We start from the raw sequence: 11,873 nt of genomic DNA on the forward strand, positions 1-11,873 counted from the left end.
GGGAGTGTGCTAGTCGACGTGGTGGGTGTCAAGGGCGCTTCGCGGCCCTTCGGGCTCGAACAAGTTCGACCCTTGACACCCACCACGTCGACCAGGGAAGGACGCAGCTACGCGGATCCGCGCTGACGTGTGAGCTGCATCCGGGTTTCCGTTCGCCCGGGTGGTTCGGGGTAGAAGCGGGGGGATAACTCCTCTTGGTGGGGTTCGCCCACTGTTCTGCCAGTGGGTTAACCGCCACACCGTGCGGTAACCACACCGAGCGGGGGTGAGCCGGCGCTCAATCGTGGGTTTCCGGGGGCGGCCCCACCCGGACCTACAGAACTCGCAGAACCCTGTCCAGTAACCGGTTTCCCGGGTGGGATCGGCGGGTTCTGTAGGTCTGGATGGGGCCGGGCGGTGGGGCCTCGCGTCGAGCAGTGGCGTGGTTCGGTCGGCTGCCGGCTTGTGGGACCGATACCGGTCTACTGGGCGCTATCGGTCCAACAGCCCGCTATCGGCGGTGGGCCCGTCCGGGTGGATGCCGAGTCGTTGGGCCGATGCCGGTCTGTAGGGCGGTATCGGTCGAGCAGGCGGGCATCGGCCGGGGTGGTTCATCGACTGGTCCGCCTGGTGGTGTGCTCGTTCCGCCAGGTGGTTCGCCTGGGACCGGGCGGTGATTGAGTCGGGGGTTCGGACAGGTAGTGGGGACCTCGGACAAGATAATTGTTGTCCGAGGCCCCGATTTGGTGTTCAAGGTCCCGACAACCTGCCCGAGATTCACCCGGCGGCGGGTGAAATCCCCCGGGTCCCTACCACGGAAGGCGTTCGGCCGCCCCCCGACGTAATTCCCTGAATTGTGGCCGTACTTCCCAGCGGCTCCGGGCGTAGCTGCGTCCTTCCCTGGTCGTGGTGAGGTGTGTCCAGGGTCGAACTTGTTCGAGCCCGAAGGGCCGCGAGGCGCCCTTGACTCACCTCACCATGACTAGCACCATCACGCAGCCCGGCGACGCGAACCACCCACACCTATGAAACCCGCGAACCACATGCACCTACCGCGAACCACTTGCACCTACCGCGAACCACATGCACCTACCCGCGAACCGCGGCCGGCGGCGGGCGGCGTACTGGGGGTTCAGGTGGTGAAGGAGACGTCGGTTGCGTGTGGGGGGATAGTGATCTCGTTGCCCAGGGCCCATTCGGCGACGCGGGAGACTGTGGCGGCTGGGATCTCAGGGCTGGTTCCCGGGGTGGGTGGGATGCCGGTGGTCGCGTGGGCGTCGTGGGGGAGGACTACCCGGTATCCCAGGGACAGCGCCGTGCGGGCTGTTGCGCTGACGCACATCTCTGACATCAGGCCGCAGATCGCCAGTGAGCTCACTCCGCGTTCCTGCAGCAGCGCGGCCAGGAGGGTTCCGTTGAAGGCGTCGTCCACCTTCTTCCGGATCACGAGTTCGGTGCGGCCGGGGTGGACGGGCAGGTGCAGTTCCCTGCCGGGCGTCCCGGTTTCGTCCGCCATGCCGGCCGGGCCGTCGTTCTGCACGTGCACCACGAGTGCGCCGCTTGAGCGTGCCTTGTCCAGCAGGTCTGCGGCGTTCTCGAGCAGCCGCGCCGCGTCCGGTACTGCGCCGGTGCCGGTGACGTTCCCGGTCTGGATGTCGATAATCAGCAGCGCTTGGACGGGCGGCAGGCTCTCTGGCATCTCGCCATCGTCGACCCGCTCCCGCACCCGGTCAAACCGATTAGCCGCAGAGGGTGTGCGCTGGTGGCGAACGGGCGTGGGCGGGGGTTGAAGAGCACGTAGGGTGGCGACATGCCGCTGACCTATCCCATTGCCGAGCAGACCCTGGACAACGGGCTCCGCGTGGTTGTGAGTTCTGACCGGGCTGTGCCGATCGTTGCTGTCAACCTCTGGTACGACGTGGGCTCGCGGCACGAACCACCGGGGTTGACCGGCTTCGCGCATCTGTTCGAGCACCTGATGTTCCAGGGGTCGCGCAACGTGCAGTCCGGGCAGCACTTCGGCCTGCTGGAGAACGCCGGTGCCAGCCTCAACGCGACCACGTTCTTCGACCGGACGAACTACTTCGAGTCACTGCCGAGCGGTGGTCTGGATCTGGCGCTCTGGCTCGAGGCGGACCGGATGGGCTACCTGCTGGACGCGGTGAACCAGGAGAACCTGGACAACCAGCGCGACGTGGTGAAGGAGGAGAAGCGGCAGAGCTACGACAACCGGCCGTACGGCGATTCGTACGAGCGGCTCGTCCGCCTGACCTTCCCCGCGGACCACCCGTACTCGCACATGACGATCGGCTCGATGGCCGACCTGGACGCTGCCGCGGTCGAGGACGTGCACGCGTTCTTCCGCAAGTACTACGGGCCGAACAACGCGGTGCTGACGATCGTGGGCGACGTCGCCGCGGAAGACGCGTTCGACGCCGCGAAGCGGTACTTCGGGCACCTGCCGGCGATCCCGCAGCCGCCGGAAGCCCCGGACGGCACGATCGGCCCGATCGAGGGCGTCTTCCGCGACGACGTGGTCGAGGACGTTCCGTCGGACCTGGTCACGATGATGTTCCGGCTGCCGGTGGACGGGACGCCGGAGCTGGATGCCGCCGCGCTCGCGCTCGACGTCCTGGCGGCCGGCCAGAGCGGCCGGCTCAACCGCCGCCTGGTCCGGGACGAGCAGATCGCCCAGTCGGTGTCGGGCGGTGCGCTGCCGCTGATCGGCGGGGTCTCGTTCGGCACGCTGACCGGCATCGCGTCGGACGGCATCGACCTGGAGAAGGTCGAGGACGCGCTCGTCGACGAGATCGAGAAGCTGGCCGCCGACGGCATCACCGCTGACGAGCTGGCGACCGTGCAGGCGCAGGCCGAGCGGGACTGGCTGGAGCAGCTCGCGACCTGTGCCGGGCGTGCGGACGAGATCTCGCACTACGCGTTGCTGTTCGGCGACGCGAACCGGATCAACACCCGGATCGACCAGATCCGCGCGGTCACGGCCGAGCAGGTGCAGGCAGTCGCGGCGCAGTGGATCCGCGCCGAGGGACGTGCCCAGGTGACGTACCGCCGGCCGGCAAGTACCGAAGAAGCAGCAGGGGAGCAGGAATGAGCCAGGCCTTGACCACACCGCCCGCTGTCGCGCCGCCGCGGCCGTGGAAGTTCCCGGAGTCGACCACGACGGCGACCCGCGTCGGTACGCCGGTCCACGTGTTCGACCGGCCCGGCCAGTATGTCGCGACCGTGCGGGTCACGATCGCGATGCCGCTGGTGGCGGAACGGCGTGACCTCGAAGGGGTCGCGACGATCATGTCCCGCACGCTCGACGAGGGGACCGAGCTCCACTCCGCCAACGAGTTCGCGGCTGCCCTGGAGCGCCACGGCGCGGCGTACGGGGTGGATGTCAGCTCGGACGCGCTGCACGTGGAGATCTCCGTGCCGGTGTCGCAACTGGCCCCGGCGGTCAAGCTGCTCGCCGAGGCGGTCACGCGGCCCGCGTTCAACCAGGCCGATGTCGGGCGGCACGTGACGATCCGGCTCGGTGAGATCAACCAGGAGCGGGCGAACGCGGGCTATCGAGCCCGCGAGGCGTTCGCGGCCAACCTGTTCGACCCGTCGAGCAGGCGCTCGCGGCCGACCGCCGGTACGCCGGACACCATCCGGCCGCTCACCAACGTCGAGGTCGCCGAGTTCTACCGCAACAACATCGGGCCTGCCCGGGCGCAGATCCTGTTCGCGGGGGACGCCACCGGGGTGGACGTGGCCGGCATCGTCGACGAGGCGTTCGGCGACTGGACGTCGTCGGCCGGCCCCGTGCTGGAGACGCCTGAGCCGCTCTACCTGCTGGGCGACCGAATCGTCCTGGTGGACCGGCCGGGGTCGGTGCAGAGCCAGCTGCTGATCGGTTGCCCGGGTCCGGACCGCCGCGAGGACATCTGGGGCGCGGCCGCGGTCGCGAACCATGTCGTCGGCGGGACCATCACCTCCCGCGTCGACACCGTGCTGCGGGAGGAGAAGGGCTACACCTACGGCACCCGCACGAGCTTCAGCGCTCCCCGCAAGGGCGGCACGTTCAGCCTGGGTGGCTCGGTCCGCACCGAGGTCACCGGTGCCGCGATCACCGATGCGCTGCGGATCCTGCGGGAAGCGCGCGACGGCCTCACCGAGCGCGAGGTGAGCGAGTCGAAGGACAACCTGATCCGTACCGCGCCGCTGCGGTACGAGCAGGCCGACTCCATCGCCCAACAGGTCGGCAGCAACATCGCGGCCGGCGTACCGGTGGACTTCGCCGACGACTACCTCGCGCAGATCGCCGCGACCACGGCCGAATCGGCCACCGAGGCCTACCGCCGGTACGTCGGCGCCAACGGGCTGCTCGTGATCGTGGTGGGCGAGGCGAAGGATGTTCGCGGCCAGTTGGCCGAGCTCGGAGAGGTCAAAGAGCTGAGCTGACCGTCCAGGTCAGTCGTTTGCTTGGAAATCCTGACAACGTCGGCACCTCCCTGGAGTCTGGTGGACCCCGACCCGCTGATTTAGCGTGGCCCGGTCACACTCACTTCAGGGAGGGGATCCGCACGTGAGAGACGTCCGTAGATCGTTGTGCGCGGCATCCGGGGCAGTCGCCCTGGTCGCCGCCAGTCTGGCGGTTCCGGTCACAGCCGGAGCCGATGCGACAGTGGCCGGGGGCAACACCGAGTACCTGGTCCTGCTCGAATCCGGAGCGAACCGGGCCCAGGCGGTCGCCGCTGTCAAAGCAGCAGGCGGCGAGGTGGTCAAGGAGAACGCGAATCTCGGTACGTTGACCGTGCGCGCGGCCGCGTCCGGCTTCGTCACCCGGGTGGCAGCCTCACCCGGCGTCGAGGGTGCGGCTCGGAGCCGGGCGATCGGCCAGTTGCCGAAGGACAAGGCGAAGGTGGTCGAGCAGGAGCACGTCGGTGCTGCGCGGGCCGGCGGCAACGCGGTTGCCAAGAGCACCAAGATGGATCCGCTGGACAGCCAGTTGTGGGGGCTGAGCATGATCCGCGCAGACAAGGCCCGCAAGGTCCAGCCGGGCAAGAAGGCCGTCAAGGTCGGCGTGCTCGACTCCGGCATCGACGCCCGCAACCCCGACATCGCGCCGAACTTCGACTGGAAGCTGTCCCGTAACTTCGTCACCGACATCCCGTCGGTCGACGGGCCGTGTGAGTTCACCAGCTGTAAGGACCCGGTCGGCTGGGACGACAGCGGTCACGGCACCCACGTGGCGGGGACGATCGGTGCAGCCGCCAACGGGTTCGGTGTCTCCGGGGTCGCGCCGAACGTGACGCTGGTGGAGATCCGCGGCGGCCAGGACAGCGGCTACTTGTTCCTCGGCCCGGTCACGGACGCCCTCACCTATGCGGGCGACGTCGGCCTGGACGTGGTGAACATGTCCTTCTACGTCGACCCATGGCTGTACAACTGCACCGCCAACCCGGCCGACAGCCCGGAGGCGCAGGCCGAGCAGCGGACCATCATCAAGGCGATGCGCCGCGCGCTCGAGTACGCCCACCACCGCGGCGTCACGCTGGTCGGGGCCCTCGGCAACAACCACGAGGATCTCGGCAAGCCGCGAACCGACCTCAGCAGCCCCGACTTCCCGCCTGGCGGCACCTACGAACGGCCGATCGACAACGCGACCTGCGTGGATCTGCCGGTCGAGGGCCCGCACGTGATCGGCGTCTCGGCGCTCGGCCCGTCGGGCAAGAAGGCGGACTACTCGAACTACGGTCTCGAGCAGATCGAGGTGTCGGCCCCGGGTGGCTGGTTCCGCGACTACTTCGGTACGCCGCAACACCGCACCAACGCGAACCTGATCCTGTCCACCTACCCGGTGAACACCCTGCAGGCGCTGATGGTGCCCGACGCGAACGGCGTACCCACAGTGGCCGTCGACGCGAACGGAGCGATCACACCGGCAGGCGTGACTGCCGGCGTACAGAAGCAGTGCAAGGCGGGAGTCACCGACTACAAGCGCTGCGGGTACTACTACGTGCTGCAGGGCACCTCGATGGCGTCACCGCACGCGGCAGGTGTCGCCGCGCTGATCGTCAGCGAGTACGGCAAGCAGGGACGGCGCGGATCCTTCGGGCTGGACCCTGACAAGGTGGGCAAGATCCTGCTCGGCAGTGCGCAGGAGCGCGCCTGCCCGACCCCGCGGCTGCAGACCTACACGAACGAAGGCCGCTCGGACGAGTTCAACGCGCTGTGCGAAGGCGGGCGGAACTTCAACGGGTTCTACGGCAACGGCATCGTCGATGCCTGGGCCGCGGTAACACGCTACTAGCCCGTACTCCGGCCCCCGGCGACTGCAGCCGGGGGCCGGACGCTTTACCCGGCGATGTAGTTGGACAGCTGCTCGCGTTCGAACTCGAGCTCGCCGATCCTGGACTTGACCACGTCGCCGATGCTGACGATGCCGGCCAGTGCGTCGTCCACCACCACCGGGACGTGCCGGATGCGCTGTTCCGTCATCAGCCGCATCAGGTTGTCGATCAGGTCGTCCGGGGTGCAGGTGTGCACCTCCGAGGTCATGATCGCGCTCACCCGGACCTCGCCCGCGTCGGGCGTGCCGTTCAGCAGCCGGACCACGTCACGCTCGGAGACGATCCCGTCCACGGAGCTGCCGTCCGAACTGACCACCAGGGCGCCGACATTGTGTTCGGCCAGCAGAGCGAGCAGCTCGGTGACGGTGGCTTGCGGGGAGATGGTGACGACCTGGTTGCCTTTGCCGCGCAGTACGTCGTTGATCTTCACGGAGCCTCCTGCAGTTCGAGGACCAATACCCAAAGGTAGCGAAAAGCGGCCGTGAACGGCAGGTCTGGCAGAATGCGGACGGTGACCGCAGCCCTTTCCGCCCCTGCTGTCAGCCGGTGAGCTGGCGCTCGGATCTCGCCGTACTCCGCCACCGCGACGTCCGGATCTTCGTCTCGGCCAGGTTCGTCTCGTTGCTCGGCTCCTCGATCGCGCCGATCGCCCTCGTCTTCGCGGTGCTGGACGTGTCGGACACCGCCGGAGCGGTGGGAATCGTGCTGGCGGCCCGGAGCATCCCGAATGTGGTGTTCCTGCTGATCGGCGGGGTGATCTCCGACCGGCTGCCCCGGCATCTGGTGCTGGTGGTGGCGAACACGGTCAGTGGGCTGACCCAGGCGCTGGCAGCCGTACTGGTGCTGTCCGGACACGCCCAGATCTGGCAACTGGCTGTGATCGAGGCGGTGAACGGGGTCGCCGCGGCCTTCGTGATGCCGGCCCTGACCGGGATCCTGCCCTCGATCGTGGATCGGGCCGAGCTGCCGCAGGCGAACGCGGTGTCCGGGTTCGTCCGGTCCATCGCGCTGATCGGCGGCGGCGCGGTCGCCGGGGTGATCGTGGGGTTCACCAGTCCCGGGATCGGGCTGGCCGTGGACGCGGCGACGTTCTTGCTGGGCGCGGTGCTGATCGCCCGGCTGACCCTGCCGCGGATCGAGCGGGCCGGCACCTCGATGCTGGAGGACCTCCGGGTCGGCTGGTCCGAGTTCATCTCGCGGCAGTGGGTCTGGACCATCGTGGTGGCGTTCGGCCTGCTCAACCTGATCTTCACCGCCTGCTACAGCACGCTCGGCCCGGTGATCGCCGACGACACCTTCGGCCGGACCGGCTGGGGCCTGGTGAGCGCCTCCTTCGGTGCCGGGCTGATCGTCGGCGGCATCGTGATGATCCGGGTCAAACCCAAGTATCCGCTGCGGATCGGCATGCTCGGCGTGCTGCTGTCCGCGCCGATGTTCGTCTGCCTGGCGCTGGCGCCGAACACGGTCGCCATCATGGCGATGGCGTTCCTGGTCGGCGTCGGGTTCGACATCTTCGGCATCGGCTGGGAGACCGCACTAGGTCAGCACATCCCGTTGGACAAGCTGTCCCGCGTCTCGTCGTACGACATGCTGGGATCCTTCATCGCCATCCCGATCGGCCAGCTGGCCGTCGGTTACCTGGCGGCGGTGGTCAGTGTCAAGGCCGTCGAACTCTACGGCGCCGGCCTGCACATCGCGATCACCGTGGTCACGCTGATGGTCCCCGCCGTCTGGCGCCTCCAACGCGTTGCCACGGACTAGCCCGCCAGGTGGCTGAGGACCTCTTCGTGGAGGCGGGCGTTGGTGGCGACCGCGTTGGGGCCGTTCGGGCCGGGGACCCCGTCCAGCGAGGTGAACTTGCCGCCGGCCTCGTCGACGATGATGGCCAGGGCCGCCATGTCGTACAGGTTCAGCTCGGGCTCGGCGGCGATGTCGACGGCCCCTTCGGCGACGAGCATGTAGGACCAGAAGTCGCCGTACGCGCGGGTCCGCCAGCAGGAGTCCATCAGGTCGGCGAACTGGTCCTTCTTGCCGAGCTTCTCCCAGCCCTTGAGCGACGAGTAGGACAGCGAGGCGTCGCCGAGGTCGGAGACGTCGCTGACGCGGCAGGGCTGGGCGGACATCAGCGCCCGGCCGGTCCACGCACCGTCGCCGTACGACGCCCACCAGCGCCTGCCCAGGGCCGGCGCGGACACCACGCCGACGACCACCTGGTCCTCGATCATCAGGCTGATCAGGGTGGCCCAGACCGGTACGCCGCGGATGTAGTTCTTGGTGCCGTCGATCGGGTCGACCACCCAGCGCCGGACGCCCCAGCCGGTGGTGCCCTCCTCCTCGCCGACGAAGGCGTCCCGCGGGCGCGCCCGGGACAGGGTCTTGCGCATCACGTCCTCGACCTTGCGGTCGGACTCGCTCACCGGGGTCAGATCGGGCTTGGTCGCGACATGCAGGTCGAGCGCCTTGTAGCGGTCCATCGTGGTGGAGTCCGCGTCGTCGGCCAGGATGTGGGCGAGCCGCAAGTCGTCGGTGTGCGAGGGCATGCGGGAAGGCTAACCTGCCAGGTGACCAGTAGTGCCCCGGTGGGTGAAGATTGCGGCTCGGTTGCGGCCGCGATTGAACCGTCGGTGCTGGTTGAACGTGCAGTTAGTGTCAGAGCTCATTGCCGGACCGACCCCAGGAGGCGTCATGTTCGAGCGCTTCGGAGACCTTCCCCTGCACGTGCTGGTCATTCACCTCGCAGTGGTTCTGCTGCCGGTCAGTGCGCTCACCGCGATCGTCTTCGCGGTGGTACCGAAGTGGCGCTGGCTGCTCCGCTGGCCGACCCTGCTGCTCGGGCTGGTCGCCCTGGTGGTGGCGTGGGTCGCGAAGGAGAGCGGCGAGGCGTTCGTGGCCGCCGTTCCGGCGCTGGACCAGATCGTTCACGTCCACAAGGAGCGCGGCGAGCTGCTGTTGTGGTTCACCCTGGGATTCGCCGTGCTCGCGGTGCTGGCGTTCCTGGTGCTCGCGGGCCCGTCCCAGCTGGCCACCGGAAAGGGTGCGAAGGCAACGAAGAGCAGGCCGCTGGAGCTGGTGGTCAGCGTCGCGGTGGTGGTGGTCGGCGTCCTGGTGATCTACCAGACCATCCGGACCGGCGACGCGGGTGCCAAAGCCGTCTGGACCGGCCAACTGCCGGCTAAGTAGTCTCCAGGTCGCGGCCCTCGCGGCTGGCCAGCAGCCGGCGGAACGAGGCGACCCGCTCGGCGTCCACCCGGCCGGCGGCCACGGCGTCGTCGAGCGCGCAGTTCGGCTCGGTCTCGGAGTGCGTGCAGCCGCGCGGGCAGTCGCGGGTCTCCGCGGCGAGGTCGCCGAAGGCGTTGATCAGCTGGTCGGGCTGCACGTGAGCCAGCCCGAACGACCGGATCCCCGGTGTGTCCACGATCCAGCCGCCGTCGGGGAGCCGGAGCAGCAGCGCGCTGGTGGACGTATGCCGCCCGCGGCCGGTGTTGTCGTTCACCACCCCGATCGCCCGGTTGGTGCCGGGAACCAGCGCGTTCACCAGGGTGGACTTGCCGACACCCGAATGCCCGACCATCACGCTGGTCCGGTCCCGCAGTTGCTCGGACAGCTCGCTGAGATCGCCGTCGCGCTGGGTGGCGACAGATTCCACCCCGAGCGGCCGGTACGTCGACAGCAGTGGTTCCGGGTCGGCCAGATCGATCTTGGTGAGGCACAACAGCGGCCGCATGCCCGCGTCGTACGCCGCCACCAGGAACCGGTCGATCAACCTGGTCCGCGGCTCCGGGTTCGCCACCGAGACCACGATCACCAACTGGTCCGCGTTCGCCACCAGCGGGCGCTCGATCGGGTCGTCGTCGTCCGCGGACCGGCGCAGCAGGGTCTTGCGGGGGAGTACCTCGACGATCCGCGCGAGGGTGCCCTCGTCGCCGGTGGCATCGCCGTCCAGCTTCACCAGGTCGCCGACGATGACGCCCTTCCGGCCGAGCTGCCGGGCCTTCATCGCCGTGACGACTCGATCACTTTCACCGACCCAGCAGGTGTAGCGGCCGCGGTCCCGGGTGATGACGAACCCGGTGACGGCGTCGGCGTACGCGGGCCGGTCCTTCGTCCGCGGCCTGGTCCGCCGCTTCGGACGGTCGTACTTCGCTTCCTCGTCGTACCGCGACATCAGCTCACCAGCGCCGACCAGAGGTCCGGGAACTCCGGCAAGGTCTTCGCCGTGGTCCCGATGTTCTCGATCTCCACGCCGTCCACCGCGACCCCGAGGACGGCGGCCGCGTGGGCCATCCGGTGATCGTGGTAGGTGCCGAAAAGCCCACCGTGCAAGGGTTTCGGCCGGATCTCCAGGCCGTCCGCGGTCTGCGTGACATCCCCGCCGAGCGCGTTGAACTCGGTCTCGAGCGCGGCCAGCCGGTCCGTCTCGTGGTTGCGCAGGTGCGCGATCCCTCGCAGGTACGACGGCCCGTCCGCGAGCGCGGCGACGGCCGCGATCACCGGCGACAGCTCACCGACTTCGCTGAGATCCAGATCGACCCCTTGGACCCGGCCGGTGCCACGCACGGTCAGACCATCGTCGGACAACGCGACCTCGGCGCCGAAGCGGGTGAAGATCTCGGGAAGCTGTCCGCCGGGTTGGGTGGTCTCGGCCGGCCAGCCGGTCACCGTCACCGTGCCGCCGGTCAGCACTGCGGCCGCGAGGAAGGGGGCCGCGTTCGACAGGTCCGGCTCGATCGCCGTGTCCAGCGCGCGAATGGGGCCAGGAGCAACGACCCAGCGGTTCGGCTCGCTGTCGTCCACCTGGACTCCACGCTCGCGCAGCATCGCGACTGACATGTCCAGATGCGGTTGCGAGGGAACCGGTTTGCCGTCGTGCCGCAGATCCACGCCCTCGTCGTACCTGGCTCCTGCCAGCAGTAGGGCGGACACGAACTGGCTCGACCCCGAGGCGTCCAGGGTGACCTTGCCGCCGCGGACCGCGCCGGACCCGTTGACGGCGTACGGCATCCTGCCGGTGCCGTGGTCGTCGATCTGGACGCCGAGGGTCCGTAGGGCGCCGAGGATGACGTTCATCGGGCGTTCGCGGGCGTAGGGATCGCCGTCGAAGGAGATGACGCCGTCCGCGAGCGCCGCGACCGGCGGGACGAACCGCATCACGGTGCCGGCCAGGCCGCAATCCACGGCGGCGGGGCCCTTCAGTGAGCCCGGCGTCACGGTCACCAGCCCGTCCTTCTCGGTGATCCCGACCCCGAGCGAGACCAGCGCGGCCCGCATCAGGGCGGTGTCCCGGGCCGCGAGCAGCCCGGACAGCGTCGACGGTCCGTCAGCGATGGCGGCCAGGATGAGCGCGCGGTTGCTGATCGACTTCGAACCGGGCACGGTGACCCGGCCGTCGACCGCGCTCCGCGCTCGTGGTGCCGGCCAGCCCGCAGACGTGCTCATCTCACTCCTCGCTAGTCCGTGTACGTTCGCCACGAGCCTAGTGTCCCGTGAGCGATGTAGCTTGACGCTGCTGTCGCCCAGGCACGCACCTCGCGACCTTTGAGAATCATCCACGAT

General features: G+C 68.9%; 10 protein-coding genes. 5 read left to right on the forward strand and 5 right to left on the reverse strand.

Annotated elements, in window-relative coordinates; genetic code table 11:
* Nucleotides 1-1,111: 1,111 nt before the first annotated feature.
* Nucleotides 1,112-1,678, reverse strand: coding sequence for a cysteine hydrolase family protein (locus tag VFG33_RS05600; protein ID WP_325023100.1), 567 nt, complete (start codon nucleotides 1,676-1,678; stop codon nucleotides 1,112-1,114).
* A gap of 111 nt (nucleotides 1,679-1,789) precedes the next feature.
* Between VFG33_RS05600 and VFG33_RS05605 the strand changes: the two genes are divergently transcribed.
* The 3 genes from VFG33_RS05605 to VFG33_RS05615 all read left to right on the forward strand — a co-directional run bounded on the left by VFG33_RS05605 (nucleotide 1,790) and on the right by VFG33_RS05615 (nucleotide 6,280).
* Complete coding sequence (locus VFG33_RS05605; protein ID WP_325023102.1) at nucleotides 1,790-3,088, forward strand: M16 family metallopeptidase; 1,299 nt, start codon at nucleotides 1,790-1,792, stop codon at nucleotides 3,086-3,088.
* The gene (locus VFG33_RS05610; RefSeq protein ID WP_325023104.1) at nucleotides 3,085-4,428 is read left to right on the forward strand and encodes a M16 family metallopeptidase; all 1,344 of its coding nucleotides are present in this window, start codon (nucleotides 3,085-3,087) and stop codon (nucleotides 4,426-4,428) included. The genes VFG33_RS05605 and VFG33_RS05610 overlap by 4 nt, the downstream gene beginning before the upstream one ends.
* Before the next feature lie 124 nt (nucleotides 4,429-4,552).
* The gene (locus VFG33_RS05615) at nucleotides 4,553-6,280 is read left to right on the forward strand and encodes a S8 family serine peptidase (RefSeq protein WP_325023106.1); all 1,728 of its coding nucleotides are present in this window, start codon (nucleotides 4,553-4,555) and stop codon (nucleotides 6,278-6,280) included.
* A 44-nt stretch (nucleotides 6,281-6,324) separates the two neighbouring features.
* Here the strand turns inward: VFG33_RS05615 and VFG33_RS05620 are convergent, their stop codons facing one another.
* Nucleotides 6,325-6,750 carry a CBS domain-containing protein gene (locus VFG33_RS05620; protein WP_325023108.1) on the reverse strand — a complete coding sequence of 142 codons (426 nt, stop codon included), beginning with the start codon at nucleotides 6,748-6,750 and terminating at the stop codon, nucleotides 6,325-6,327.
* Between the two features lie 116 nt (nucleotides 6,751-6,866).
* On the opposite strand from VFG33_RS05620, the gene VFG33_RS05625 reads away from it, so the two are divergent.
* A complete protein-coding gene (locus tag VFG33_RS05625) occupies nucleotides 6,867-8,081 on the forward strand; it encodes an MFS transporter (protein ID WP_325023110.1) in 1,215 nt (404 codons plus the stop codon).
* Here VFG33_RS05625 and hisN read toward each other — a convergent pair.
* Nucleotides 8,078-8,860, reverse strand: coding sequence for a histidinol-phosphatase (gene hisN / locus VFG33_RS05630; RefSeq protein WP_325023112.1), 783 nt, complete (start codon nucleotides 8,858-8,860; stop codon nucleotides 8,078-8,080). The two genes, VFG33_RS05625 and hisN, sit on opposite strands and share 4 nt — an antisense overlap.
* 145 nt (nucleotides 8,861-9,005) lie before the next feature.
* Between hisN and VFG33_RS05635 the strand changes: the two genes are divergently transcribed.
* Nucleotides 9,006-9,500 (forward strand): DUF2231 domain-containing protein, encoded by a 495-nt coding sequence (locus tag VFG33_RS05635; protein WP_325023113.1) that lies wholly within the window; start codon nucleotides 9,006-9,008, stop codon nucleotides 9,498-9,500.
* Here the strand turns inward: VFG33_RS05635 and rsgA are convergent.
* Together rsgA and aroA are read right to left on the reverse strand one after the other, a co-directional pair.
* Nucleotides 9,493-10,485, reverse strand: coding sequence for a ribosome small subunit-dependent GTPase A (rsgA, locus tag VFG33_RS05640; RefSeq protein WP_325023115.1), 993 nt, complete (start codon nucleotides 10,483-10,485; stop codon nucleotides 9,493-9,495). The two genes, VFG33_RS05635 and rsgA, sit on opposite strands and share 8 nt — an antisense overlap.
* Nucleotides 10,485-11,756: a 3-phosphoshikimate 1-carboxyvinyltransferase gene (gene aroA / locus VFG33_RS05645; protein WP_325023117.1), complete on the reverse strand. Its 1,272-nt coding sequence runs from the start codon at nucleotides 11,754-11,756 to the stop codon at nucleotides 10,485-10,487. The genes rsgA and aroA overlap by 1 nt, the downstream gene beginning before the upstream one ends.
* Nucleotides 11,757-11,873: the final 117 nt, after the last annotated feature.

Origin of the sequence: Kribbella sp. (assembly GCF_035687465.1) — a bacterium.
GTDB lineage: Bacteria > Actinomycetota > Actinomycetes > Propionibacteriales > Kribbellaceae > Kribbella.

Coding starts and splice junctions, on each gene's coding strand:
- VFG33_RS05600 (WP_325023100.1), bottom strand. CDS start 1,678: ATGCCAGAGAGCCTGCCGCCCGTCCAAGCGCTGCTGATTATCGACATC.
- VFG33_RS05605 (WP_325023102.1), top strand. CDS start 1,790: ATGCCGCTGACCTATCCCATTGCCGAGCAGACCCTGGACAACGGGCTC.
- VFG33_RS05610 (WP_325023104.1), top strand. CDS start 3,085: ATGAGCCAGGCCTTGACCACACCGCCCGCTGTCGCGCCGCCGCGGCCG.
- hisN (WP_325023112.1), bottom strand. CDS start 8,860: ATGCCCTCGCACACCGACGACTTGCGGCTCGCCCACATCCTGGCCGAC.
- VFG33_RS05635 (WP_325023113.1), top strand. CDS start 9,006: ATGTTCGAGCGCTTCGGAGACCTTCCCCTGCACGTGCTGGTCATTCAC.
- rsgA (WP_325023115.1), bottom strand. CDS start 10,485: ATGTCGCGGTACGACGAGGAAGCGAAGTACGACCGTCCGAAGCGGCGG.
- aroA (WP_325023117.1), bottom strand. CDS start 11,756: ATGAGCACGTCTGCGGGCTGGCCGGCACCACGAGCGCGGAGCGCGGTC.